The sequence below is a fragment of the Streptomyces subrutilus genome (assembly GCF_001746425.1).
Taxonomy (GTDB): Bacteria; Actinomycetota; Actinomycetes; order Streptomycetales; family Streptomycetaceae; genus Streptomyces; species Streptomyces subrutilus_A.
In genome coordinates, this window is record NZ_MEHK01000001.1 from 6,291,279 (window position 1) to 6,316,188 (window position 24,910).

Annotated in this window: 25 protein-coding genes and 1 pseudogene; 17 read left to right on the forward strand and 9 right to left on the reverse strand. The window is 73.3% G+C overall.

Features of this window, described 5'->3' with window-relative positions:
• Positions 1-150: 150 nt before the first annotated feature.
• The 6 genes from BGK67_RS28865 to BGK67_RS40245 all read left to right on the forward strand — a co-directional run bounded on the left by BGK67_RS28865 (position 151) and on the right by BGK67_RS40245 (position 4,542).
• Positions 151-918, forward strand: a complete 768-nt coding sequence (locus tag BGK67_RS28865; RefSeq protein ID WP_069922820.1) for a hypothetical protein — start codon at positions 151-153, stop codon at positions 916-918.
• A gap of 2 nt (positions 919-920) precedes the next feature.
• A complete protein-coding gene (locus tag BGK67_RS28870; protein WP_069922821.1) occupies positions 921-1,358 on the forward strand; it encodes a phage holin family protein in 438 nt (145 codons plus the stop codon).
• Positions 1,334-2,002 (forward strand): DUF3618 domain-containing protein, encoded by a 669-nt coding sequence (locus tag BGK67_RS28875; protein ID WP_069922822.1) that lies wholly within the window; start codon positions 1,334-1,336, stop codon positions 2,000-2,002. The genes BGK67_RS28870 and BGK67_RS28875 overlap by 25 nt, the downstream gene beginning before the upstream one ends.
• Positions 2,003-2,618: 616 nt before the next feature.
• Positions 2,619-3,305: a HemK2/MTQ2 family protein methyltransferase gene (locus BGK67_RS28880; protein WP_069922823.1), complete on the forward strand. Its 687-nt coding sequence runs from the start codon at positions 2,619-2,621 to the stop codon at positions 3,303-3,305.
• 893 nt (positions 3,306-4,198) lie between these two features.
• Entirely contained in the window at positions 4,199-4,447 is a 249-nt protein-coding gene (locus BGK67_RS41025) for a DUF6177 family protein (RefSeq protein WP_347878458.1), read from the forward strand.
• The gene (locus tag BGK67_RS40245) at positions 4,360-4,542 is read left to right on the forward strand and encodes a DUF6177 family protein (RefSeq protein WP_279628736.1); all 183 of its coding nucleotides are present in this window, start codon (positions 4,360-4,362) and stop codon (positions 4,540-4,542) included. Before BGK67_RS41025 ends, BGK67_RS40245 begins: the two co-directional genes overlap by 88 nt.
• Positions 4,543-4,567: 25 nt before the next feature.
• On the opposite strand, the gene BGK67_RS28890 is transcribed toward BGK67_RS40245, so the two are convergent.
• A complete protein-coding gene (locus BGK67_RS28890) occupies positions 4,568-4,909 on the reverse strand; it encodes a DUF5713 family protein (RefSeq protein ID WP_069922825.1) in 342 nt (113 codons plus the stop codon).
• A gap of 430 nt (positions 4,910-5,339) precedes the next feature.
• On the opposite strand from BGK67_RS28890, the gene panD reads away from it, so the two are divergent.
• Positions 5,340-5,759 carry an aspartate 1-decarboxylase gene (gene panD, locus BGK67_RS28895; RefSeq protein WP_069922826.1) on the forward strand — a complete coding sequence of 140 codons (420 nt, stop codon included), beginning with the start codon at positions 5,340-5,342 and terminating at the stop codon, positions 5,757-5,759.
• A 15-nt stretch (positions 5,760-5,774) separates the two neighbouring features.
• Positions 5,775-6,119 carry a GNAT family N-acetyltransferase gene (locus tag BGK67_RS28900; protein WP_069922827.1) on the forward strand — a complete coding sequence of 115 codons (345 nt, stop codon included), beginning with the start codon at positions 5,775-5,777 and terminating at the stop codon, positions 6,117-6,119.
• Positions 6,120-6,452: 333 nt separating this feature from the next.
• On the opposite strand, the gene gndA is transcribed toward BGK67_RS28900, so the two are convergent.
• On the reverse strand, positions 6,453-7,898 hold the full coding sequence (gene gndA / locus BGK67_RS28905; RefSeq protein WP_069922828.1) for an NADP-dependent phosphogluconate dehydrogenase: 1,446 nt from the start codon (positions 7,896-7,898) through the stop codon (positions 6,453-6,455).
• Positions 7,899-8,083: 185 nt separating this feature from the next.
• Here gndA and BGK67_RS28910 point away from each other — a divergent pair, with 185 nt between their 5' ends.
• Entirely contained in the window at positions 8,084-9,391 is a 1,308-nt protein-coding gene (locus BGK67_RS28910; protein ID WP_069922829.1) for a transglycosylase family protein, read from the forward strand.
• Between the two features lie 54 nt (positions 9,392-9,445).
• Here BGK67_RS28910 and BGK67_RS38395 read toward each other — a convergent pair.
• Positions 9,446-10,231: pseudogene (locus BGK67_RS38395) on the reverse strand (DMT family transporter); the annotation flags it as partial.
• A 257-nt stretch (positions 10,232-10,488) separates the two neighbouring features.
• On the opposite strand from BGK67_RS38395, the gene BGK67_RS28920 reads away from it, so the two are divergent.
• On the forward strand, positions 10,489-11,976 hold the full coding sequence (locus BGK67_RS28920; protein WP_069922831.1) for an SDR family NAD(P)-dependent oxidoreductase: 1,488 nt from the start codon (positions 10,489-10,491) through the stop codon (positions 11,974-11,976).
• A gap of 95 nt (positions 11,977-12,071) precedes the next feature.
• Here the strand turns inward: BGK67_RS28920 and BGK67_RS28925 are convergent, their stop codons facing one another.
• Positions 12,072-12,503 (reverse strand): hypothetical protein, encoded by a 432-nt coding sequence (locus BGK67_RS28925; RefSeq protein ID WP_069924180.1) that lies wholly within the window; start codon positions 12,501-12,503, stop codon positions 12,072-12,074.
• Between the two features lie 302 nt (positions 12,504-12,805).
• On the opposite strand from BGK67_RS28925, the gene BGK67_RS37825 reads away from it, so the two are divergent.
• The gene (locus BGK67_RS37825; RefSeq protein ID WP_069922832.1) at positions 12,806-13,015 is read left to right on the forward strand and encodes a hypothetical protein; all 210 of its coding nucleotides are present in this window, start codon (positions 12,806-12,808) and stop codon (positions 13,013-13,015) included.
• A gap of 150 nt (positions 13,016-13,165) precedes the next feature.
• On the forward strand, positions 13,166-14,149 hold the full coding sequence (locus BGK67_RS28935; RefSeq protein WP_069922833.1) for an NAD-dependent epimerase/dehydratase family protein: 984 nt from the start codon (positions 13,166-13,168) through the stop codon (positions 14,147-14,149).
• Here the strand turns inward: BGK67_RS28935 and BGK67_RS28940 are convergent.
• Genes BGK67_RS28940 through BGK67_RS28950 form a run of 3 tightly spaced genes read right to left on the reverse strand, consistent with a single transcriptional unit; the run spans position 14,135 to position 16,991 of the window.
• Positions 14,135-15,574 (reverse strand): lipase maturation factor family protein, encoded by a 1,440-nt coding sequence (locus BGK67_RS28940; RefSeq protein ID WP_069922834.1) that lies wholly within the window; start codon positions 15,572-15,574, stop codon positions 14,135-14,137. The two genes, BGK67_RS28935 and BGK67_RS28940, sit on opposite strands and share 15 nt — an antisense overlap.
• 20 nt (positions 15,575-15,594) lie before the next feature.
• Positions 15,595-16,128: a DUF1990 family protein gene (locus tag BGK67_RS28945; RefSeq protein WP_069922835.1), complete on the reverse strand. Its 534-nt coding sequence runs from the start codon at positions 16,126-16,128 to the stop codon at positions 15,595-15,597.
• A complete protein-coding gene (locus BGK67_RS28950) occupies positions 16,125-16,991 on the reverse strand; it encodes a YndJ family protein (protein WP_069922836.1) in 867 nt (288 codons plus the stop codon). The genes BGK67_RS28945 and BGK67_RS28950 overlap by 4 nt, the downstream gene beginning before the upstream one ends.
• Before the next feature lie 154 nt (positions 16,992-17,145).
• On the opposite strand from BGK67_RS28950, the gene BGK67_RS28955 reads away from it, so the two are divergent.
• The 4 genes from BGK67_RS28955 (at position 17,146) to BGK67_RS28970 (ending at position 22,022) form a co-directional block, all read left to right on the forward strand.
• A complete protein-coding gene (locus tag BGK67_RS28955) occupies positions 17,146-18,438 on the forward strand; it encodes a DUF6777 domain-containing protein (RefSeq protein ID WP_208948764.1) in 1,293 nt (430 codons plus the stop codon).
• 7 nt (positions 18,439-18,445) lie between these two features.
• Positions 18,446-20,509: a SpoIIE family protein phosphatase gene (locus BGK67_RS28960; protein ID WP_069922838.1), complete on the forward strand. Its 2,064-nt coding sequence runs from the start codon at positions 18,446-18,448 to the stop codon at positions 20,507-20,509.
• A gap of 224 nt (positions 20,510-20,733) precedes the next feature.
• Complete coding sequence (locus tag BGK67_RS28965) at positions 20,734-21,594, forward strand: Fpg/Nei family DNA glycosylase (RefSeq protein ID WP_069922839.1); 861 nt, start codon at positions 20,734-20,736, stop codon at positions 21,592-21,594.
• A gap of 26 nt (positions 21,595-21,620) precedes the next feature.
• Positions 21,621-22,022 (forward strand): hypothetical protein, encoded by a 402-nt coding sequence (locus BGK67_RS28970; RefSeq protein WP_069922840.1) that lies wholly within the window; start codon positions 21,621-21,623, stop codon positions 22,020-22,022.
• 20 nt (positions 22,023-22,042) lie between these two features.
• Here BGK67_RS28970 and BGK67_RS28975 read toward each other — a convergent pair whose 3' ends face one another.
• Both BGK67_RS28975 and BGK67_RS28980 read right to left on the reverse strand, forming a co-directional pair.
• Positions 22,043-22,543 (reverse strand): hypothetical protein, encoded by a 501-nt coding sequence (locus tag BGK67_RS28975; protein ID WP_069922841.1) that lies wholly within the window; start codon positions 22,541-22,543, stop codon positions 22,043-22,045.
• A 211-nt stretch (positions 22,544-22,754) separates the two neighbouring features.
• Positions 22,755-23,294 (reverse strand): sigma-70 family RNA polymerase sigma factor, encoded by a 540-nt coding sequence (locus BGK67_RS28980; RefSeq protein WP_069922842.1) that lies wholly within the window; start codon positions 23,292-23,294, stop codon positions 22,755-22,757.
• Between the two features lie 312 nt (positions 23,295-23,606).
• On the opposite strand from BGK67_RS28980, the gene BGK67_RS28985 reads away from it, so the two are divergent.
• A complete protein-coding gene (locus BGK67_RS28985) occupies positions 23,607-24,797 on the forward strand; it encodes a CapA family protein (RefSeq protein ID WP_069922843.1) in 1,191 nt (396 codons plus the stop codon).
• The last annotated feature ends 113 nt before the right edge of the window (positions 24,798-24,910 follow it).

Here is a 24,910-nt window from a genome sequence, read left to right on the forward strand (position 1 = left end):
GTCTGCCCTCCCGCCCGCCGCGCATACCCATGCGCCTGGGGCCGGGCAGACCGGGGCAGGCGGGCATTCGGGCGTCCGCACGGGGGTGAGGCGTCGAAAGGAGGGCAGGCGCCCTCTGCAACGTTGAAACGCCATTCACCAGGAGGAGCCTTGAGTGACTTCCAGGATGCGAGCCGCCAGGACGAGAGCAGGACGACGGCGGTAGCACACACTGTTCAGGACAAGGCCGGTGAGGGTGCGTCGCTGGTCGGGGCCAAGGCCGCCGAAGTGGGCGGTACGGCAAAGGAGCAGGCGGCCAACGTGGTCGGCGAGGCCACCGCGCAGGCCCGGGATCTCGTCGGACAACTCCGTACTCAGCTGACCGGTCAGGCCGAGACCCAGACCCAGCGGCTGGCGGAGAACGTGCGCCGCCTCTCGCAGGAGCTGCGGGAACTGGGCGAGAACGGCAAGCCCGACTCCACCATGGCAGGAGTCGCCCGGCAGATAGCCGACGGTGGCCATCAGATGGCCGCCCACGTCGAGAAGCGTGGGCCCGACGGGCTGATCAGCGACCTGCAGGGTTTCGCGCGCCGTCGCCCGGGCGTCTTCCTCGCGGGCGCGGCGCTGGCAGGCTTCGTCGTCGCGCGAGCCGGCAAGGGCGTCAGCGCGGCCACCTCGTCCGATGCCTCAGGCGGCTCCTCGGAGGACCGCGGCGCCGCTGCTCCCGCCATGATCGACAGGCCGCCCACGCGTTCGGACGACCCGGCGGCAGGGGCACGTCCCCGCCCTGCGCAGAGCGGTCTCCCGGCCGGTTACGAGGACCCCCTCGACACCTACGGGCAGTCGCAGCCGCCGCACGTCACCCCGGCGCCGCCGACCTACCCGCCGGCGAGCTCCCCGCCCTACGGCGGCCCCGCGCAGCCCGGGGGAGGGATCTGAGTATGGCTCTCTCCTCCTACGACCGACCGGCCGCGCCCGCTCCGCCCCCAGGACCGCCCGCCTCCGAGCCGTCCATCGGTGATCTGATCGGTGAGATCGGCCAGGATCTGTCGCAGCTGGTCCGAGACGAGATCGAACTGGCCAAGGCCGAGATCAAGCAGGAGTCCGCGAAGGCGGGCAAAGCGGTCGGCATGTTGGGCGGGGCCGGTTACGCGGGGCACGTGGCGCTGCTGTTCGGCAGCCTGACCCTGGTCTTCGCCCTGGCCAACGTGATGGACCCGGCATGGGCCGCCCTGATCGTCACCGTCCTGTGGGCCGTGGTGGGCGGGGTGCTGTACGCGGCCGGGCGAAAGCGCCTGCGCACCGTCAACCTCAAGCCGGAACAGACCGTGGAGACCTTGAAGGAGGATGCCCGATGGGCGCGACACCCGACGAGCTGACCAAGGACGTGGAGTACCGGCGCGCGCACTTGGCGCACAACGTCAACATGCTGGCGGACAGGATGACCCCGAGCAAGGTGGCCCAGCGCAAGGTCGACTCGATGCGCCACCGGGTCACCGGAGTGAAGGAGCGCGTGATGGGCACGGCACACGATGCTGCGCACGGTACCTCCGAGAGCCTGCACCAGACTGCGGACAGCCTCACCGGCGCGGCCAAGGAAGTGGGCGGCACCGTACAGGAGGGCCTCCAGCAGACCCCCGCCCAGATCAAGCGACACACCCAGGGCAGCCCCCTGGCCGCCGGCCTCATGGCCTTCGGCGCCGGCATGCTCGCGGCCGCCCTCCTGCCGACCACCGAGGTCGAGGAGAACGCGGGACGGCAGCTGCGGGAGCACTCGGACGAGCTGCTGGAACCCGTCAAGCAGACCGCCCTCCAAGCCGCCGAGGAGGTCCGGGAAGAGCTGAGGGAACCGGTCGCCGAGGCCGTGGGAACGGTGAAGGACACGGCTCAGGAGGCCGTGTCCACCACGACCGGGCACGCGCAGGACGCAGGACAGGAAACCGCCGACGAACTGCGCCAGGTAGGACGGGACACCGCCGCCGAGGTGCGCGGGGAGCCCGGCGCACAGCGTCCTCCCGCGTAGGGCGCACGAGCGGCCCCGCGGCGGGGCTCTGGCTGCCCACAGGGGCGGCGCGGCTTCACCCAGGCGCTGATCCGCGTCGTGGATCTGCCGGGTGACGAGCCGCGTCCGCTCCGGGGGAGCGGACGACGAAACGAGCCCTGCCGCATCCGCTCCACTGCTGCCTGGAGGCCGCGGGCGGCCGGTCCTGAGGGGCCGGGCTCCCCGCCTTCCCACCGGAAGAGGCCGGGCTCCTCGATGTCCACGTCGTCCCCCCAGGGAAATCCGGCGCGGCGCAAGAAATCCCGCACGCTCACTCCGGCCCAGGCCGGTGCGACCTGGTGTTCAGGCTCGTACCGGACCTGCGAGCCGACCAGGTCGCCGATCAGCCGCGCGCCTGGCTGGACGGGCACCGCCGACCGGTTTCACCTACGCCCGGCGGTAGCCACGGCCATCTCCGACCCGTGCCGCCGGTCCGCCGGACGGCGTAGCGGATCCGTGCGAGGAGCGAGGGTTCCCCTTCCGGGTTACGTTGGATGCTCCGAAGATCGCCGGACTGCGGGGCGGCCTGCTCGGGGCAGCCGCCGTGTGACGTCCATGGAGCGGCCTGTACGGGCGCCGCGACTCCCGGAGGTACGCGATGTCCAGCACGGCACTGACCTCGGTCACCCTCCCCGGCCGCCTGGTCGCCCTGCCGGGTGTCTACCGCCCGCAGGCGGACACCCACCTGCTCGCCGAGGTCCTCGCCGGCGAGGACCTGGGGCCCCGCACCAGCGTCCTCGAAATCGGCACCGGGACCGGCGCACTGGCTCTGCACGCCGCTCGCAGAGGTGCCACGGTCACGGCGGTCGACGTCTCCTGGGCGGCCGTCGCGTCAGCGCGCATGAACGCCCTGCTCCACCGGCTTCCCCTGCGCGTCCTGCACGGCGACTTCGCGGCCCGCACCACCGGCCAACGCTTCGACCTGATCGTGGCGAACCCGCCGTACGTCCCCGCCCCGGGCGGGCGGTTGCCCTCGCGTGGGCCGCAGCGCGCCTGGGACGCGGGCCCGGACGGGCGTCTGGTGATCGACCGGATCTGCGCCACCGCTTCCGCTCGGCTGCGTCCCGGCGGCGCCCTGCTGATGGTGCACTCCGGCATGTGCGGGGCCGAGGCGACCCTGGACCGGCTGACCGCGGCAGGGCTGTCCGGCCAGGTCACGGCCACGGCGTGCGTTCCCTGGGGCCCGGTCCTGCGCTCGCGGCGGGTCTGGCTGGAGCGGCAAGGCCTGGCGAGCGGGGCCGAGGAGCGGGAAGAGCTGGTGGTCATCCGTGCCCGGAACCCCTGACGACGGCCCCCGCGCATACCGCCGTCCTCGTATCCGGCCCGACTGGAAGAGGGGCGTGGCGCCGCCTGGTGGCCAGGGCCGACGAGAACTCGATCGGTGGGACGATCGCGTCCGTGAACACCCTCTGGCTTGGGCGGGACCCGCCCGAACATGCGGATGGTTCCAAGGTGCCGGAGACCCCCCACCTGCTCCGGTGAGCCGCGGTGAAGGCGTCGGCCACCTGGCGAACGATTGTCGTCCGGCGAGGAGCTGGGCGGGCAGGCCGGGGCATTCGTCGATGATCCGGTGGGTGGCGAAGTCGTCCAGGTCGATCATGACGATGGTGCCGCTGCCGCCATTGCAGTAGATCAGTTCGCGATCGGAGACGCAGATTTCCGAGTTGATGTGCGCCGGGTTTCCCGCGGGGTGGTCCAGTGGCGTAGGACCTGTCCGACGGCAGCCTCGCAGAGGAGCGGAGTGGCAGCGGCAAGGCCGGCACAACTGAACGCAAGCGCCATGATCCGCCGGTATTCATGGTGCGTGCTGCTGTCGAGGGTGAACGATCGTCTCGATCGAGGCCCCCTGATGCTCCAGGTGCCGGGCGAGGTGGCCCGGCACCTGGGGCCTGGCGCCGAGCCGTCGGGCGACGGCCCGGCGTGGTGGGTCGAGGCCCGCGCCGCCGCGGGGGTTCCCCCGGCCGAGCAGCTTGCGGGAGCCTGCGGCCCGTCTGACCATGCTGCTGGGCGGCCGGGTCTGGCCGCCGGACGCCCCGGCACCGTCGTCGCGGCCCGCCCGGTCGATGTCTCGGGCATCACTGCCGTACCGGCCCCCGCGGCCGCCCAGCCGGCCGTCGACATGCTCACCGAGACGGCCGCGGTCGTCCTCCAAGACCGCCCGGTCGTCCCCATGACGAGCTGGCTCTCCGAAGCCCTGCGGGCCACCGTGGAGAGCGACCGGTCCCTGCAGATCGTCACCCCGCCACACTGCCGCCCGGCGAGCGTCAGCTCATCGTCTCCTTCCGCACCCTGCACCGTCCCGCGGCGGACCTCGTTCTCGGCGGCGCGCTGGAAGCCACCTGGCAGGCGCTGACAGGCGGGGCCCTCCGCCGGTCGGATGGGGGACGTCGGAGCCGGCCGGTGCGACCTGGTCACGGCGGCAGCTGACCGAGCCGGCGTGCGCTGTCGCCACGCGCTACGACAAGCTCGCCGTCCGCTACGAGGCGACCGTCCTGGTCGCAGCCCTCAACGCATGCCTCTGATCGGAGGTGGCTTTCCCGTCTTCGTTCACCAGTCCCGGCCAGCGGTCAGCACCTCCGCATCCGCGTCCGTGAAGCCGTATGCCGACGCGACGAAGCAAAACTCGTCACAGATCCACTCACGCGCAGCCGTCTCGATCCCGCTCCCGGCCGCCACGAACTCCCTGTCCAGCAGGTTGAACTCCTCCGTCGCAGCCTGGGTGAGCGCATACAAGGTCCTCAGATCCGACGGCTGCTCGGCCTCAATTCGCTCGCACAGCCGCAGCAGGATCGCCTTCCCCCGGTCGACTACGCGATCAGGGAAGTACGAGTCGTCGTACATCTGCCGCAGGAACGCGTGTCCCTCTACCTGCTGGTTTGTGATCGGCATGGCGCTTTCCCACCTCCGCGGAGACCTGACACGCCGATCATGCACAACACCACTGACAGCGACACCCTCTATGTGCGAGAAGCACATGCGCGGCCCACTCCAGCACGGTCTGAAGCGGGCGGGGCTCTCGACACGGGTGGCACCGCCGTCTCTTGGCCGCCGTAGCGGCCATCGAAGACGTGCTAGAGACGCAGTCCGCCCCCGGCGAGCCCGCGTAACGTCGAGTAGAGCCTGTCTTCGCCTACCGGCGGTGGCGGGGGGAGAGCTGCCCCGTCGGCCCGACGGCGCGTCGGGAAGGTCAGCGAACGGTCAGCACGAGTCCAGAAAGACTCGGGGAAAGCTGACCGAACATGCGAATGGTTGTAGCCTGCGGAGAACGCCCTTGACCTGCGCTGAGCAGGCAGGGAGCAGACAAATCGGGAGTTTCCTCATGCTTCGTACCATGTTCAAGTCCAAGATCCACCGGGCTACGGTCACCCAGGCCGACCTGAACTACGTCGGGTCCGTGACCATCGACGCCGATCTGCTGGACGCGGCCGATCTGCTGCCCGGGGAGCTCGTCCACATCGTGGACATCACCAACGGGGCCCGGCTCGAGACCTATGTCATCGAGGGGGAGCGCGGGTCCGGGGTCATCGGGATCAACGGCGCCGCCGCCCACCTCGTGCACCCCGGTGACCTGGTCATCCTCATCAGCTACGCACAGGTCGAGGACGCCGAGGCGCGGGCGCTCACGCCCCGGGTCGTGCACGTGGACGCGGACAACCGGATCGTCGAGCTGGGCGCGGACGCCTCCGCCCCGGTGCCGGGCACGGATCAGGAGCGCAGCCCCCACGCGGTGGCTGTCTGATCTGAGAGGAGTCGGATCGTGGCGGTCGAGTTCGAGGACGCCCGCGAGGCCGGACGGCTGCTGGCGGCCGAGGACGGGACGGTGGTCGGGTTCGTCGCCTACTTCGTGCTCGCCGAGGCGCCCCACGCCCTGGTGGCGGTGCACACCGTCGTCGAGCCGGGCCACGAGGGCCGGGGCATCGCCGGGGGGCTCGTGAGGACCTTCTACGGGATCGCCGCCGCCGAGGGCGTGCCCGTGGTTCCGCTCTGTCCGTACGCGGCCGCCTGGGCGGCCAAGCACCCCGACCAGGCGCCCGAGCCGCCGGTCGAGGTGGTGGCGGCGGCCAAGGCCCAGCTGGACGGCGACAGCTCCTTGTGGTGACCGCCCCCGGGCTGCTCCTGCGGACGCCGACGTCATCGTGCCGGCCCAGGCGCCCGTTGCGGCCTGCCGCAGGGTGGGGCGGCGCAGAGGGCGTCGCAGGGGCATTCCCCGCGTGAACGCGGGAAAATGGGCTGCATGGTGCGAGAAGCAGAACAGACACAGCCGCCCGTCCCCGAGCCCGAGCCGAATCCGGACCCCAGCCCCTTCCCGGACCCCGCGCCGATGCCCCGCCCGGTGCCGCCCGTGCCCGGCCCCGTCCCGGAGCCGGACCCGGTGCCCCCGCCGCCCGGGCCCGCGCCGGTACCGCAGCCCGGGCCCTGGAGCTGAGCGGCCTCAGTCCGTCCGGACCTCGGAGCGGTCACCGCTCCAGAGGGTGTGGAACGAGCCCTCGCGGTCGGAGCGGCGGTAGGTGTGCGCCCCGAAGAAGTCGCGCTGCCCCTGGGTGAGGGCGGCGGGCAGCCGCTCCGCGCGCAGGGCGTCGTAGTACGCCAGCGAGGCGGAGAACGCGGGCACCGGGATGCCGTGGCCCACCGCCGCCGCCACGACCGTCCGCCAGTCCTGCTGGGCCGCGCCGATCTCGGCTGCGAACCCCGGGTCCGCCAGCAGGCTCGCCAGTGCGGGCCGCGCGTCGTAGGCCACCCGGATCCGGTCCAGGAACGCCGCCCGGATGATGCAGCCGCCGCGCCACAGCGAGGCCACGGCGCCCAGGTCCACACCCCAGCCGTACTCCTCGCTGCCGGCCCGGATCTGGTGGAAGCCCTGCGTGTACGAGACGATCTTCGAGGCGTACAGGGCCTGCTCCACCCGGGCGGCGAACGCGTCGGCCGCCTCCCGGGACAGGGCTTCGGCCGTCGGCCCCGCGAGCCCGCGGGCGGCGGCGCGCAGCTCCGCGTGGCCCGAGACGGAGCGGGCGAAGACCGCCTCGGCGATCCCCGACACCGGCACGCCGAGGTCCAGGGCGATCTGCACGGTCCAGCGGCCGGTGCCCTTCTGCTCGGCGGCGTCGGCCACCACGTCCACGAAGGGCCGGCCCGTCGCGGCGTCCGTGTGCGCGAGCACCTCCGCGGTGATCTCGATCAGGTACGAGTCCAGGCGCCCCCGGTTCCAGGCCCGGAAGGTCTCCGCGATCCGCGCGGGGGAGTACCCCGCGACCTCGCGCAGCAGGTGGTAGGCCTCGGCGATGAGCTGCATGTCGGCGTACTCGATGCCGTTGTGGACCATCTTGACGAAGTGTCCGGCGCCGTCCGGTCCCATGTGCGAGGTGCAGGGCGTGCCGTCGGCGGCCTTCGCGGCGATCTTCTCCAGCAGCGGACCGAGCGACGCGTACGACTCCGGCGAGCCGCCGGGCATGATGCTCGGGCCGAGCAGCGCGCCCTCCTCGCCGCCCGAGATGCCCACGCCCACGAAGTGGATGCCCCGCTCGCGCAGTTCCCTCTCGCGGCGCCGGGTGTCCTGGAAGTGCGCGTTGCCGCCGTCGATGACGACGTCGCCCTCGTCCAGGAGCGGAGCGAACTCGCGGATCACCGCATCGGTCGGATCCCCGGCCTTCACCATGACGACGATGCGCCGGGGGCGCTCCAGCGCGTCGACGAACTCCTTCGCGGATTCGGCCGCCACGAACGCGCCCTCGTGGCCGAACTCCGCCACCAGCGCGCGGGTCTTCGCGGCGGTGCGGTTGTGGACGGCCACGGTGAACCCGTTGCGGGCGAAGTTGCGGGCGAGGTTGCTGCCCATCACCGCGAGCCCGGTGATGCCGATGTGGGCCGTGCTGCTGCTCATCGCTGCGCTCCTGCGTGCCTCGGTGTGCGGGGACGGCCGACGCTACACGCAGGCTGCCGCCCAGCGGCCGGAGCGCAGCCGAGACAACGTCAGATTCCGTGCGTGAGCGCCCTGTTGCGCCCCTTGTCATGCCCTGATCGGGACGTTAGGTTGTGCGGTTCCTGATGTCTTCCTGGGGGGCTCCCATGGGTGTACGGGGCCGGCACCGCCGGTATCAGCCGAGCAGCATCAACCGGGCCTCGCTCGTCGTCACCGCCGGCGGCGCCGGGATAGCGCTCCCGCTCATCGGAGCCGGGACCGCGCAGGCCGCGTCCGTGGACACCTGGAACAAGGTCGCCGCCTGCGAGTCCACCAACAACTGGCGCATCAACACCGGCAACGGCTACTACGGCGGTCTCCAGTTCAGCCAGAGCACCTGGCGGGCCTTCGGCGGAGCCGCCTACGCCCCCCGCGCCGACCTGGCCACCAAGGACCAGCAGATCGCGGTCGCCGAGAAGGTCCTCAAGGGCCAGGGCCCGCAGGCCTGGCCCCACTGCGGCAAGAAGGCCGGCCTCAGCCGCAGCGGCCCGGCCCCCGCCGTCGCGCCGGGCAAGCAGGCCCCGACGCAGAAGCAGGCCCTGGCCCAAACGCAGATCCGGCCCCAGAAGCAGATCCTGCCGCAGCAGGCCAAGGTGGGCACCGGGCAGCAGGCCGCCGCGCCCCGCCCGACCGGGACGTCCGTGCTGCCGAACCCGTACGTCGTCGCGCCCGGCGACTCGCTCTCGGCCATCGCCACCGAGCAGCGCGTCGAGGGCGGCTGGCAGGCGCTGTACGAGACCAACCGCGCCACCGTGGGCGGCAACCCGAACCTGATCTTCCCGGGACAGCGGCTCACCCTGCGGATCACCGCCGCGCCGCCCGCGCAGAACCCGGAGAAGCCGCCGCGCACGGCCGAGCCGGTCAAGCCCGTGGAGCCGGCGGCCCAGAAGCCCGCCGAGCCCGCGGCCAAGCCCGCGCAGAAGCCGGCCGCGAAGCCGCCGAAGCAGGCCGAGAAGCCCGCCGCCAAACCCGCCGAGCAGCCTGCCTCAGCGCAGCAGAAGCCGGTCGCGGGAGGCTACTTCGCCCCCGTCGACGCCGGCCTCGGCACCGCCTACCGCGCCGCGGGCTCCTCCTGGTCCAGCGGCTACCACACGGGGGTCGACTTCCCGGTGGCGACCGGCACCGCCGTCAAGTCCGTCGGACCCGGCCAGGTCGTCTCGGCCGGCTGGGCCGGTGCGTACGGCTACCAGGTCGTCATCCGGCACACCGACGGCCGGTTCTCGCAGTACGCCCACCTGTCGGCGCTCGGCGTCAAGGCCGGCCAGCAGGTGTCCGGCGGGCAGCGGATCGGCCGTTCCGGATCGACCGGCAACTCCAGCGGGCCGCACCTGCACTTCGAGATGCGCACGGGCCCCGGCTACGGCAGCGACATCGACCCCTTGAAGTACCTCCGCGCCCGTGGAGTCGCCATCTGACCCCCGCACGTGCGCGGGCACGGCGGTGAGCAGGACCAGTCCGGCCGCCGCCAGCACGGCGCTGGCCAGCGCCGCCGCCGTGCCGGCCGCCCCGTAGCGGAAGCCCTCGTCGAAGAGCGAGATGCCGACCGTCGCCGCGACCACGGGATTGACCACGGTCACCGTGGCCAGCGGCGCGGTCAGCCCGGCGCCACGGTAGGCCGCCTGCGAGAGCAGCAGCCCGCCGCAGGCCAGCAGCGCCATCGCCGCGAGATCGGGCCACAGGGCGCCGCCCGGCGACCCTCCGGTGAAGCCCTCCGCCACCGACTTGGTGAACACCGAGGCCATGCCGAAGGCCGCACCGGCCGCCGCGGCCATCAGCACACCGCGCAGCACCGCCCGGCGCATCCGGTGCGAGGCCGCGAACAGCGCCGCCACCGAGGCCCCGGTCACCGCGAGCAGCAGGCCGCGCTCGCCGCCCGCGAGGGACGGCTCCGCCCGGCCGTCGCCGCCGGTCAGGGCCAGCAGGCCGGCCAGGCCCGCCGTGGCCAGCACCGCACCCCGCCAGGCCGCCGCGCCCGCCCGGCGCCGTACGAAAACGGCCGCCATCGGGAGGGCGAAGACGATGGTGAGCGCGCCGAGCGGCTGGACCAGGCTCAGCGGCCCGTACGCGAGGGCCGCGACGTGCAGCAGCGCGCCGAGTCCGTTGAGCGCGACCGCCACCCACCAGCCGCCCCGCCGCAGCGGTGCGTACGGACGGTCCGGAGTGGTCGCCGCGACCTGTTCCTGGAGGACCGCGCCACCCGCGTACGCCAGAGCGGACACCAGACAGAGCAGGACCGACAGCGCCAGTGCACTCATGAAGTCGACAATGCCCGACCGGACTTCGCTATTCCGCAGCCCACAGGCGGTCACGGGTCATACTCCCGGCGTAGTGCGGGAGTAGCCGAGCCTGCCGCCGACGAGGCCCTCCGGCACGCGAAGTCGCGAACCGATCGCGCTGAGTGACGTACGCGGCGCCGGGTTTGGACCCCGGTGCGTCCGATCCGTACAGTTCCTCTTTTGAGGACTTCCGCAGCAGGCGGATGCGGACGAGTGATCGAGGAACGGCAGCGGCCATGACGGTGACCGAAGACAGCCAGGAGCAGGGGCAAGCGTACGGACCCGGCATCGACCCCGAGCGGCTGGCCCTCTGCCTCAGTGTGCTCGACGAGCTGGACAAGCTCGACGTCGACCACCCCGACGCGATCACCGTACGCCGCGCGACCGCCGGTCTCTACCGCACGGTCAAGCAGCGCCGCCGCCAGGAGCGCCGCGCCGCCAAGACCGCCAATGACAGGGCCGTCACCGAGGCCACCGCCACCGGCTCCGCCGAGCGCATCGACGACGAGACCGAGGGCCTCCTGCCCTCCTCGGTCACGGAGACCGGCCGGATCGCCGGGATACTCCAGCGCCCGCGCTCCTGCTACGTCTGCAAGACGCGCTATGTCGAGGTCGACTACTTCTACCACCAGCTCTGCCCGGAGTGCGCCGCCGAGAACCGGGCCAGGCGGGAGGCCCGCGCCGACCTCACCGGCAAGCGCGCGCTGCTCACCGGCGGCCGGGCCAAGATCGGTATGTACATCGCGCTGCGGCTGCTGCGCGATGGCGCCCACACCACGATCACCACTCGCTTTCCCAAGGACGCCATCCGCCGCTTCAAGGCGATGGAGGACTCGGCGGACTGGATCCACCGTCTGGAGGTCGTCGGCATAGACCTGCGCGACCCGGCCCAGGCGGTCGAGCTCGCCGACCGGGTGGCCGAGGCCGGTCCGCTGGACATCCTGATCAACAACGCGACGCAGACCGTGCGCCGCCTGCCCACCGCGTACGCCGCGCTGGTCGAGGGGGAGAGCGCCCCGCTGCCGGCCGGCGAGCTTCCCGCCCACCGCGTCATCGGCGCCTTCAACTCCGGTGCGGTCGACGGCCTGGCGGCGCTGCCCGTCGGGGTGAGCGGGCTCGAGGCGCAGAAGGTCGCCGACCTCGCCCTGGTGGCGGGCAACGCCAGCCTGGAGCGGCACCTCGCCGGTACCGCCATCGACGCGGGCGGCCTGCTGCCCGACGTCGTCGAGAGCAACACCTGGGTGCAGACCATCGACCAGATCTCCCCGGTGGAGCTGCTCGAAACCCAGCTGTGCAACTACACCTCGCCCTTCATCCTGATCAGCGCGCTCCGGCCGGCCATGGCCGAGGCCGCCCGGAAGGCGTCCAGCGGGCGGGCGTACGTGGTGAACGTCTCGGCGATGGAGGGCGTCTTCAGCCGTGGCTACAAGGGTGCGGGCCACCCGAACACCAATGCCGCCAAGGCCGCGATGAACATGGTGACGCGGACCAGCGGCCAGGAGATGTTCCAGACCGACCGCATCCTGATGACCTCGGTCGACACCGGCTGGATCACCGACGAGCGCCCGCACTTCGACAAGCTGCGCCTCGCCGAGGAGGGCTTCCACGCGCCCCTCGACCTGATCGACGGCGCGGCCCGGGTCTACGACCCCGTCGTCCGCGGCGAGGCCGGCGAGGACCTGTTCGGCGTCTTCCTCAAGGATTACGCCCCCGCGAACTGGTAGCCACCCGGGGGCGGCGGTCCCCGTGACTCCTCACCCCGTGACCCCGTGACCCCGTGACCCCGTGACCGACCCCCTCGGCGTGCCGAGGGGGTCGGTCACGTCCGGGGCAGGAAGGGCTGCCCGGCCACGGCCCGGTAGGCGCCCGCCGAGACCAGTTCCAGCACCGGCTGCCAGTCCTCCAGCACGCCCGCCTCCGGGCCCGCCGCGTCCGCGCCGTCATGGGTCTGGCGAAGGGCCGCCGCGGCCTCGCCGTCCGGGCCGGCCGCCGCCAGGGCTACGAGCCCGCTCCCCTCCCCGGCCCGCGCCTGCAGGCGGATCAGCCCGGCCACCCGCTCACCGAGCAACGGGCGCACCGCTTCCGCCACATAGTGATCGCACGGGGACGCTGCGTCACCCGGACGGAGCAGTTCGCCGAGATCCAGTACCAGGCCCGCGATCTGGAGCTCCTTGTCGGCCGGGTGGGCGCGCCGCAGCAGGGCCGCGGTCCGCAGTCCGCGGCCGCCGCGGCAGGCATGCAGAAGATCCATCAGCTCCGGAACACTCGAGACGTGGGGCACGCCGAACCCCCGCACCGCGGACCTCGCCACCGCCGCTCCCTCCGTCGCCCCCCGCGCGCATCCGGGCTCGAGCGGACCATGCTTGTCGCACCCGCGGGCCGACGACTTCCTGAACTCGCGGCGAAAACAAGAGGGCGACGTGGTTTTTGCCTTTCTATCGAGCGGGGGCCCGCTCAAATGTGTAACCTGGGGCAGCAGACGGCCCCACCCGGGCCACGCTCCACCAAGGCGCCACCGCGTCCGGAAACCCTTTCCTCCCAGCCCGGCGCGGCATGCCAGCCGGGTTACGCGACACAGAGGAGTGCGCGGTGACAGAAACGACGAAGCCCGAACCGACGTTGCTGGAGCGGACGGGAACGCGGGCCAAACCGCGGACCGACGAGCTCGGAAGCCTTGAGGTCTGGGCGCGGTCCGCCCCGATCAGGCTGGCGGGGTACGAGGACGACCTGGCGGAAGCGCACATCCTGCCCGGCATCGACTAGCCCGCAAGAGCGGTACGCGCGCCCCCGTGCCCACCCGCGCCGGGGGCGCTGCCGCGGCCCGTCGGTTCCCCAACCGCCTACGCCGTGAGCGTCATCGCTGAGGGCGATCATGACTTCCGCCGCCCCGGCAGGCCGGGCACGCTGAGGGACATGAAGCTGCTGATGCTGGGTGGAACCGAATTCGTCGGACGCGCGATCACCGAGGACGCCCTCGACCGGGGCTGGGAGGTGACCGTCTTCCACCGGGGACGCCACGCGCCCCCGCGGGGCACCTCGGCCCTGCACGGGGACCGCACCGCCCCCGGCGGCCTGGACGCCCTGGCCGAAGGGGAATGGGACCTCGTCGTCGACACCTGGGGCGGCGCCCCCACCGCCGTACGCGACAGCGCCCGCCTGCTGTGCGAGAGGGCCGGCCGGTACGCGTACGTCTCCAGCCGCTCCGTGTACGCCTATCCCGCCGCGGCCGGGATCGACGAGGACAGCCCCCTGGTGGAGGGCTCGCCCGACGCCGGATCCACCGCGTACGCCGAGGACAAGCGCGGCGGCGAACTCGCCGCCCTCGACGCCTTCGGCGACCGGGCCCTGCTGGCACGCGCCGGGCTGATCCTCGGCCCGTACGAGAACGTCGGACGGCTGCCCTGGTGGCTGAACCGCACCGCCCGCGGCGGCCCGGTCCTCGCCCCCGGACCGCGGGACCTGCCGCTCCAGTACATCGACGTGCGCGACCTCGCGCGCTGGACCCTCGACGCGGCCGCCGCCGGGCACGACGGCGCCTACAACCTGGTCTCCCCGGCCGGGCACGCCACCACCGGGAGCCTCCTGGAGGCCTGCGCCGCCGCCACCGGAGGCCGCGCCGAACTGCGCTGGACCGACCCGGACCTGATCCAGAAGGCCGGCATACAGCCTTGGACCGAGCTCCCGGTCTGGGTCCCCGAGGGCGAAATGCACGACTTCATGCACCGCGGCGACGTCTCCAAGGCCCTCGCCGCGGGCCTGAAGTGCCGCCCCGTCGAGGAGACCGTCGCGGACACCTGGGCGTGGCTCCGCTCGCTCGGCGGCCAGGCCCCGCAGCGCTCCGACCGGCCGGCTCCCGGCCTCGACGCGGAGCGGGAAGCGGCCCTACTCGGGCTCTGACCAGGCCGCGTCGGCGAGACGGGTGGGCGGCAGGTACTCGCGCACCAGGGTGCGGTGCCACCACGCACCCGTCTCGCGCAGTTCGCGCCAGGTGGTGAACCGGTAGCGGTACAGCAGGGCGCGGACATAACGCGGCGGGGCGTCCGGGAAGGGGTTGTGCCGCAGCAGCCGCAGCGTGTCCCGGTCGCCCGCCAGGAGCCGCTCCACGAACGGCCCGAACCAGTCCCGCGCATAGCCGGGGGAGAGCGCCGCGAACCACATCAGCCAGTCCAGGCGCAGATGGTACGGGGCGAACTGGCGCGGAAGCCTGCGCGGTTCCCCCGGCTTCCCCCGGAACCCGTACTCCCGCCAGTCCCCGTCCGCGTGCGGCACCCGGTCGGCGGTGCCCTCGACCACCACCTCCTCGCGGATCCGGCCCACCGTGCCGAACGCCCCGTAGGTGTTGACCAGGTGGAGCGGGTCGAAGGAGCGGTTCATCACCTGGCGGCGCGAGATCATGTTCAGCACCGGGTGGCGGCTGAGCACCAGTACCAGCACGGTCACGGCGCAGACCAGCACCGCGAACCACACCGGCGCCGCCCGGGAGGCGGAGGCCGGGGGCGCGCCCGCGAGCCCGGTGAAGTCGACGGCCGACAGCGCCAGGATGATCGTCAGCCAGTTCAGCCAGGCGAAGTTGCCGGACAGCACCAGCCACAGCTGCGTCACCACGATGGTCCCGGCGGCGTACGAGGCCACCGGCTGCGGGGTGAACAGCAGGACGGGGACCGCCAGTTGGGTGACGTGGTTGGCCGCGCACTCCACCCGGTGCAGCGGCCCCGGCAGATGGTGGAAGAACCAGCTCAGCGGTCCGGGCATCGGCTGCGTCTCGTGGTGGAAGTGGAGGCAGGTGAGCTTGCGCCAGCAGGAGTCCCCACGGATCTTGATCAGCCCGGCCCCGAACTCCACCCGGAACAGGACCCAGCGCAGCAGCCAGAGCACCAGCACCGGCGGCCCGGTCCGCGCGTTGCCCAGGAAGACGGCGAGGAACCCCACCTCCAGCAGCAGGGACTCCCAGCCGAAGGAGTACCAGGTCTGCCCCACGTTCACGATGGACAGGTAGAGCAGCCACAGCAGCGCCCACATCACCATCGCGACGGCCAGCGGAACCTCGTCCCCCGCCCCCGCGGCCAGCGCCGCCGCCAGCAGCGCCCCCGCCCAGGCACAGCCGGCGAAGAGTCGGTCGCAATAGTGCAGTTGGAACAGGCTGGGGGCGCGCCGGAAGGGCACGTACCGCACGTAGCGCGGCACGGGCAGCATGCCCCGCGCTCCGATCAGGGCCCGGAACTGCAGGGCGGCCCCGACGAAGGCGAAGAGGTAGACACCGGCCAGGGCCCGCTGGAAGACCAGCCGGCCCAGCCAGTACCCCGGCGCCGTGAACCAGTCCATCGCCTCCAGTATCGGACCGGTCAGGCGGCCGCGGCCAGCCTGCGCACGTGGCGGCCGAGCCAGCGGGCGTAGCTCCGCTGGAGGACCGGGACCACCGGGCCCGCGAGCCGGGTGTACCAGCCGGCCGGGCGGCTGAAGGCGGTCACGGTGAACCACACCGTGCCGTCGGCGTCCAGCTCCACGACGAAGGACTCCTCCCCGCTCTCGGGGTGGCCGGCCAGCGTCCCGTAGGCGAAGCCCACCCGCGTGGGCTCGTATGCCGTCCAGACCACCTCGCACGGGGCGCTGATCCGCAGCGGGCCCCACCCGATCCCGACCACCACGCGGCCGCCGGGGCGGACGGCCCCGGCGTCCGCCCGCACCAGCATTCCGGAGGTCCGGTGGGCCTGGAAGGTGGTCACCGCGACGCCGGCGGCCTCGAAGGCGGCCCGGCCGCGCCCGACCCGGGTGCGGTGGTGCAGGTGGTGGTAGCCGGCGGGCAGGGGCCGGCGGGCCGTCGCACCCCGGTCGGGATAGCTGAGGCCGTCCCGGGCGGCGCTGGTGAGGCGGTTCATGGCGTGGTCTCCTGTCGGGCGGTCCGGGGGTGGTCTGCGCTCCGCGGGTGGTCCGCGGTCAGCCGGCGCCAGGCCAGCAGCGAGCAAAGGGCGAATCCGAGGGCGTTCCCGAGGCCGTGGGTCGCGGCCATCCAGGTCAGGGTGGGGTGCGGGATCCCGGTGGCCTCGCCCGCCGCCCACCACAGGGCGAGCAGCATGGTGGCCACCAGGACCGCGGCCGAGACGGCGAGCAGCGCGCGGGTGGTCCGGTCGCGTCCGGCGGGGCGGATCTCCCGCCAGGTCGTCAGGGCCACCGCCCACATCCCGCCGGTCAGGACCACCGCGCCCGCCAGCTCGGCCCAGTCGTCCACGAAGTAGCCGAGGAGCACGAGCAGGGTGCCGGCCGGGACGCTGTACGCGGCCCAGCGCGCGCCCGGTCCGGGGGCCGCGGCCCGGCACACCAGTCCGGCGACCAGGGCGGCCGTGAATCCGGCGAAGTGGAAGTGGGGCACGGTGAGCGCCAGGATGTCGAGGTCGAAGCCGAAGAGCCGGTGGCCGGCCCGCTCGGCGACCAGGGCCGTCCCGGCGACGGCGGGCGAGGTCAGCGCCGTCACCACGGCGACCTCGGCCGGTCCCGGCGCCCGGCCCCGCGGCAGTGCGGACGGTGCTCGGGCGGCGAGGGCCAGACAGGCCGCCGCGTAGAGTGCGGCCAGGACGGTGGCGGCCCCGCCGCGCGGCAGCCACAGGCTCACCGCCCCGAGGACGGCCGGCAGCGGCCACAGGCGGGCGGTCCGGCGGAGCCCGGCCGGATCGATCAGGCGCAGGCCGGCCGGGACCACGTAGAGCATGCCCAAGGTGACGATCACGTTCACCAACGCCGTCATGGCGGCCTCCCCCTCCCGAGTGCGTTGAACATGTTCAACTCCTGGGTGCGACTCTACGGGGTTGCTTGAACATGTTCAAGAAGCGCTCCGGTTGCGGCTCTCGCTCGCATGGGGCAGACAAGAGGGAGCAACCGGGGCGAAAAGGGAGATCCACGTGCACGCACCGACACCTCCGACACCTCGTCAGGCGCCGCGTCGTCACGCACCGGCCGGCGCCGCTCTGTTGGCCGCCCTCGGCCTGTTCGCCGCGGGCTGCGGCGGCTCCGGGGAGAAGCGGGGGGCGGCGGGAGCGGAGAGCCCGGACGTCTACCTCCAGCCCGTGGCCTCCGCGGGCCCCGCCCCCTTCACCGCCTCCTCGGCCACCGGCGAGTCCGCACCCGTACAGCCCCCGCTGCCCAACCCGACCGGACAGGGCATCCGCACGGTCAACGCGGCGACCCCCGGCCTCTACGGCGGCACCCAGCGGCTCGGCAGCTGCGATGTGGAACAGCAGGTCCGCTACCTGACCGAGGACGCGGCCAAGGCCCGCGCCTTCGCCCAGGCCTCGGACATCGAACAGGCGAAGATCCCCGACTTCCTCCGCGGCCTCACCCCCGTCGTGCTCCGCGCCGACACCCGGGTCACCAGCCACGGCTTCCGCGGCGGCGCCGCCGACAGCTTCCAGTCCGTGCTCCAGGCAGGCACCGCCGTCCTCGTCGACGAGCACGGCATGCCCCGGGTCCGCTGCGCCTGCGGCAATCCGCTGCTCTCGCCCCGCGCCCCCAAGGGCTCCCCGGTGCACAAGGGCGACCCGTGGAACGGCTACCAGCCCCATCAGGTCGTGGTCATCGAACCCACCCCCCACGTGATCAACAACCTGGTCATCGTCAACATCGCCGACAACACCTGGATCGAGCGCAAGCGGGGCGACGACGGGGCCCAGGACCGGCCGCCGCAGGTCATGCCCCCGTTCGACCCCGCCGACGGCATCCCCGAGGCGCCCGTCACCCCGCCCGGCACCGTACCCGCGGACCCCTGCCCGAGCCCCGCCGGCAACAGCCTCGCCCGCACCGCCCCGCCGGCCCCGCGCGACGGCAGGACGGGCGTTCCGGGCCCCGCCGCCACCGACTGCCCCCCGGGCCCGCCGAGCACCCCCTCCGCGCCGTCCGCTCCGGGCGACGGGCCGCGGCAGAGCCCGGGCCTGCCGCCGTCGAATCCGGCCGCCCCGCAGGATCCGCCGTCGGACCTGCCCTCCGACCTGCCGCCCGACGACCCGGGCGACCTGCCGTCGGACGTCCCGTCCGACGGGACGGAGGACCTGGGCGATCCGTACGACCCCTTCGCCCCCTCCAACCCCTCCGATCCCGTGGATCCCGCTGAACCGTCCGACCCCTCCGACCCGTATGCCGTCCCGGAAGAGGAGCAGGTGTCGCCCTCCGACCCCGGCTACCCGCTGGAGAGCGCCTGAGCGGCCCGTGTGTCATGGTGGACCGGTGCCGAGCTCCGTATCGCTGCCGGACGACTGGCCCGCGCACCCGGACCGGTCGCTGGCACTGAACCGCATGGGCAGTTTCGACTGGGACCTGGTCACCGGGCTCATGCACCTGGACGCGGCGGCCCTGGACGTGTTCGATACGGCCCCCCACGAGTACGACGGCCGGCCCGAATCCCTCTCGCCGCGGGTGCCCGCCGTCGAGGCCGCCCGGCTCGACGCGCTCGTCTCCAGCGCCCTCAAGAGCAGCGAGGACAGTTACGGCGCCTACTTCCGCATCCGCTGCCGCGACGGCCGGCTGCGCTGGACGCACACGCAGGGCCGTGTCATGCGCGGCCCCGACGGGCGCCCGTACCGGATCATCGGCATAGTCCGGGACGCCACCGACGAGCTCAGCCACTCGGCGGAACGCCTCGGCCTCGACGAGGAGCGCCGCCGCCAGACCTCGGTGGTCGAGAGCACCACGGCCGCCCTCGCGCACGCCCGGACCGTCCAGGACGTCATCGACGCGCTCGGCGACGCCCACGGCCTGGAACGGCTCGGCTCGATGGGCATGGTCATGGGCCTGGTCGAGGCCGGGCGGATCCACCTCGTCGTCGAGGGCCCCCAGGGCAGCTTCGTGCCGGGGACGCGCTACACCCGCGTGGACGAGCAGTACCCGATGAGCGAGGTCGTCCGCTCGCTCCAGCCGCGGTTCCTGGACTCCGCGCAGGAGTTCGCCGCGGACTATCCCGCGCTCTGGTCGAAGATCGAGTACATGCGGGTCTCGGCGGCCGCCTATCTGCCGCTCATCGCCCAGGCCCGCCCGATCGGCGCGATCGGCCTGCTCTACCAGGACAAGGACGGCTTCACCCAGGACGAGCGGAACCTGCTCGTCGCCCTGGGCAGCAGCATCGCGCAGAGCCTGCAGCGGGCCATGCTGCTGGAGCAGGAGCACGACCTGGCCGAGGGCCTCCAGCAGGCGATGCTGCCGCGCCGGATCCCTTCGGTGCCGGGCGCGGAGATCGCCGTACGGTACCGCTCCGCCCGGATGGGCCAGGACATCGGCGGCGACTGGTACGACGTCATCCCGCTGCCCGGCGGCAGGGTCGGCGCGGTCATCGGGGACGTCCAGGGCCACGACACGCACGCGGCGGCGGTCATGGGCCAGCTGCGGATCGTCCTGCGCGCGTACGCCGCCGAAGGGCACGCGCCGGGCACCGTGATGGCCCGGGCCTCGGTCTTCCTGCACGAGCTGGACACCGACCGCTTCGCGACGTGCACGTACGTGCAGGCCGACCTGTCGACGGGAGTGCTCCAGCTGGTCCGGGCGGGACACATCGACCCGCTGCTGCGCACCCGCGGCGGGGACTGCCGCAGGCTCCCCGTGGGGGGCGGGATGCCGCTCGGCCTCTCGGCGGAGTTCGGTCGCCTGGAGTATCCGGTGACCACGGTGGAACTGGACCCCGGGGAAACGATTCTGTTGTGTACGGACGGCCTGGTGGAGCAGCCCGGCGCCGACCTGGACGACGGAATCCGGCTGCTCACCTCCCTGGTCCGCAGCGGCCCCGCGGACCTGCAGCTCCTCGCCGACCGGCTGTGCGGCGTCGTCGAGGAGCGGGGCGGGGACGACGACATGGCGCTGCTCCTGCTGCGCCGCCGGGTGGAGGACAGCCCGCAGGGCGGCGGCCGGCTCCAGCAGCACGTGGCGCCGGGCGACCCGGAGGCGCTGGTGGCGGCGCGCCACATGATCGGGGCGGCGGTGCGGGCGTGGGGCGCCCGGGAGCGGGCCGACGAGATCGAACTCGTCGCGGACGAGCTGATCGTGAACGCCCTGATGCACACGGACGGCCCCGCGATCGTGACCCTGCGGGTGCTGAACGGCCCCGAGCGGAGGCTGCGGGTGGAGGTCGAGGACCGCTCCAGCGCCCTGCCGAGGCGGCGCGAGGCCGGGGAGTCGGGGGTGTCGGGGCGCGGGCTGATGCTGGTGGACCGGCTGGCGGACGTGTGGGGCGTGGAGTCGCGGGGCGGCGGCAAGTGCGTGTGGTGCGAGTTCGTGGTGAGCTGACGCCCGACCGCAGCCGCGGGGGAGGGGCCTGTGCGGGCAGGGTCCGGCGCGGACGCGGGGCCGGTGCGGGTGCGGGTGCGGGCCGGTTCCGGTGGGCGCGGACCGGTTCGGAGTGGGGCGTGTCGGCCGGGTACGGGGCTTCGGCGGCGGAGCCGGGGTTCGGAGGGCCGGCGGCCGTACGTGCACGGTTCGCGTTCCGGCCGGGGCGGGGGCAGGCTGGGACCATGCCGGAGCTGCCCGAGGTCGAGGCCCTGCGGGAGTACCTCGACGAGCACCTCACGGGGCGGGTGGTGGAGCGCGTCCTCCCGCTCGCGGTGAGCGTGCTCAAGACGTACGACCCGCCGCTGACCGCCCTCGAAGGGCAGACGGCCGGCGCCACCGCCCGGTACGGCAAGTTCCTGGCCCTGCGCATCGGCGAGCTCCACCTCGTCACCCATCTGGCCCGGGCCGGCTGGCTGCGCTGGCAGGATGCCCTGCCGGCGCAGCCGCCCCGCCCGGGCAAGGGGCCGCTCGCGCTGCGCGTCGCCCTCGCGGACGGCAGCGGCTTCGACCTCACCGAGGCCGGTACCCAAAAGCGCCTCGCCGTCTACGTCGTACGGGATCCCCAAGAGGTGCCCGGCATCGCCCGCCTCGGCCCCGACCCCCTCGACGCGGCCTTCGACCGGGACGCCTTCGCCGCCCTGCTCGCGGGGGAGCGCCGCCGGATCAAGGGCGTGCTGCGCGACCAGAGCGTCATCGCCGGGATCGGCAACGCCTACAGCGACGAGATCCTGCACCGGGCCAAGGTCTCGCCGTTCAAGCTGGCCGCGTCCTTCGACGAGGAGCAGACCACCCGGCTGTACACGGCCGTCGCGGACACCCTGCGCGAGGCCGTGGACCGGGCGCACGGGGTGGCGGCCGGGAAGCTCAAGGCCGAGAAGAAGAGCGGGCTGCGGGTGCACGGCCGGGCGGGGGAGCCGTGCCCGGTGTGCGGGGACACCGTCCGCTCGGTCTCCTTCGCCGACTCCTCCCTCGAGTACTGCCCCACCTGCCAGACCGGCGGGAAGCCGCTCGCGGACCGGCGGCTCTCGCGCCTCCTCAAATAGCGGGGCCCTGCGTAGACTCCGGCTCCATGCCCGAGGAACAGCAGCAGCCGCCGCGGCGCGAGATCGTCACCGGGGTGCCCCGCGGCACCCGCCGCCGGCCGCCCGTGCACACCCCGGCCCGCTCGGAGATCTCCGAGCAGACCACCCTGGGCGCCACCTACGTACGGGCCCTGATGCGCGGCCAGCTCCGCGCGGCGCTGTGCGCGCTGGCCGGCCTCGCGCTGGCGGTCGGGACGCTGCCGCTGGTGCTGCTGCTGCCCAGGGCGGCGTCCGGGCCGCTGGTGTGGGTGGCGCTGGGCCTGCTGGTGTATCCGGTGATGTGGCTGATCGCCCGGTGGTACGTCCTGCGCGCCGAGCGCAACGAGGCGGACTTCACCGGCCTGGTGGCGGACCCGGCCGAGGCCCCGGGGCCCGGCCGCCCGTTCTAGGCTCTCTCTCGCGCCGGTCCTCAGAACAGGTGCATCGCCAAGTGGCCCAGGGGCAGGCCGAGCTGCCAGGCCGGGGTCCACACCCGCGCGTTCTCGTCCAGCCCCGGCGGGGTGTCCGCATGGCCGTGCCGTCCCGGGTCGAGGTTGGTGGCGAACAGCTCCGTACGGTCCAGCCAGCGCCAGGCCGCCCGGGCCAGTTCCAGGTCCGGCTCCTCGGCGCGGCCGCGCTCCCGGGCCTCCTCGCCCAGCGCGAGGAACCGGGTGTGCACCCAGTCGCGCCAGGGGTGGCCGTACGCCGTCAGCGAGAGCCACTCGTCGAGCTGGGAGACCACCCGGATCCCGGACAGCTCCCCGGCCGCGTCCGAGAGGTAGATCGTCAGCGCGAGCGTGTCCCGCCCGGCCCGGAACTCCAGGGTGCTGACCGGGATCAGCCGGCCGGTGCGCAGCAGTTCGTCTGCGATGTACTCGGCGTAGAGCCAAGCCATGGGCACCGCGAGCCCGCCGTCACTGGTGCCGTTCATACCCTCGGGCTGCACCGTTCCACCTTCTCCCGCGCGTTCAGCGTCCCGCCGTCAGCCCTGAGCCTTCACCGAGCGGCTCACCGGGCGGGGGATGTTTACTCAACTTGCACGCATCGATGCCTCAATCCATGCGATTCCTGTCCGGTTAGCGCGCATTCGAGGCGGTACTCGCTCTCTTCGCGGGCGGCCCGCGGACCCGACCCGGCCGGGCTCAGGCCCCGAGCCCGTACCCGTACCCCTGGAGGTCCCTGCGCAGGGCGCGCAGGGCGTAGTGCGTACGGGATTTGACGGTCCCCGCCGGGATGCCGAGCTCCGCGGCGGCCTCGGCCACGGAGCGGTCCTGAAAGTACACCTGCATCAGCACCTCGCGGTGCTCGGGGCCCAGGGAGCCGACGGCCCGCCGGACGTCTATGGCCGTGACCGAACCGGCCACCGCGTCCACGGGGGCGGGCGCGTGCTCCAGGCCCTCGGGGTCCACCTCCTGCGGCCGTGACAGGCGGGCGCGCCGGGCGTCGATCGCGAGCCGCCGGGCCACCGTGAACAGCCAGGGCCGCATGGACTCGTGCTCGGTCGAGAGGACCTCCGGGTGCTGCCAGACCCGTACCAGGGTCTCCTGCACGAGGTCCTCCGCGCGCTGGGCGTCCCCGGCGGTGAGCCCGACCAGGAAACCGAACAGGGCCCGCCCGTGGTCGCGCTGGAGTTCGGCCAGCGTCTCGGGGTCGGTACGCCGAAGGGTGGGGGAGAGCGGCACGAGGGGCTCCTTCCGTGGGGTGCGGGGGTCCGTGGGGGAGGGCGACGTCTTCACCCTGACCTGCGCGGAGCCCCGACGGGAACCGTCCGGTCCGGCCGGTGCGCCCAAGCACCCCGGTCATCCGGTGGGCGGCCGGGCCGGGCGGTGAACGGTCGAACGGCGCGGCGAACGGCAGGGCGCGGCCGATCGGGCGGGCGCGGCCGATCGGGTGGGCCTGTGCCCGGCGGACGGATCCGTTCCTTGACTAATGGCGTCCCGTTCTATGGATTACAGGAGATCGGATAGTCGTACTGATGAGAGCCGGGGTCCGAGATGACCAAGCGCACCCGACAGGCCGCCGCCCTCCTCTCGGCCCTCCTGCTGTCGGCGGCCGCCGGCTGTTCGGCCGCGGGGGAACCGGCGACGGCACGCCTCGGGGAGTCCGGCGGACCCGCCTCCAGCGCCGCCGGGGCTCCGGCGGCCAAGGGCTTCACGCTGGTCGCGAGCGGCGACGTCCTGCCGCACACCTCGGTCATCCAGCGGGCGGCGAACGACGCGGACGGCGACGGACACGACTTCCGGCCGATGTTCTCCGGCGTCAAGTCCGTGGTCTCCGGCGCCGACCTGGCCCTCTGCCACATGGAGACCATCTACGGGGAGGAGGGCGGCCCCTTCTCCGGCTACCCGGCCTTCGTCTCCCCGCCGAGCGTCGCCGACGCGCTCAAGGACACCGGCTACGACGGCTGCTCCACGGCCTCCAACCACACCCTGGACGACGGGGCCGACGGGCTGCGCCGCACCCTGGACCGGTTCGACAAGGTCGGTCTGAAGCACGCCGGATCGGCCCGTACGGCGGCGGAGGCGGCCACCGTGACCACGTACACGGCCGGCTCCGCCAAGGTCGCGCACCTGGCGTACACGTACGACACCAACGGGTACCCGATGCCGCAGGGGCAGCCGTGGGCGGTCAACCTGATGGAGCAGGACAAGATCGTCGCGGACGCGCGGGCCGCCCGGAAGGCGGGCGCGGACGTGGTCCTGGTCAGCCTCCACTGGGGCACGGAGTGGCAGACCGACCCCGACGAGAACCAGCTCACGCTCGGCAGGGCGCTGACCGCCTCGCAGACGGGCGGCCGCCCCGACATCGACATGATCCTCGGCACGCACGCGCACATCCCGCAGGCCTACGAGAAGGTCAACGGGACGTGGATCGTCTACGGCATGGGGGACCAGGTGGCGGGAGAGATGTTCAACCACTCCGGCGCGCGGGACATGCGCGGCAACTACGGCTCGATCGGCCGCTTCACCTTCGCCCCGCCGGCCGCCCCCGGCCAGCGCTGGCAGGTCGCCAAGGCCGAGTTCGTCCCGCAGATGATGGACCTCTCCGTCGGCCGGGTCGTCAACCTGCCCGCGGCCCTCGACGAGAACCCGGGCCACGGCGACTACGAGACCGCCCGGGACGCCGTCACCGAGGCCGTCCTCAGCCGCGGCGCGGCCAAGGACGGCCTGACGATGGCGAAGTAAGCCCGCACCTCGCCCCGGGGTCGCCTCCAGGCGGCCTCACGGGACCACGGTCACGGGCCGGCGGCCCGCCCCGGACCGGCCGGATGGCCAACCCAGCCCACGATGCGGTGGCC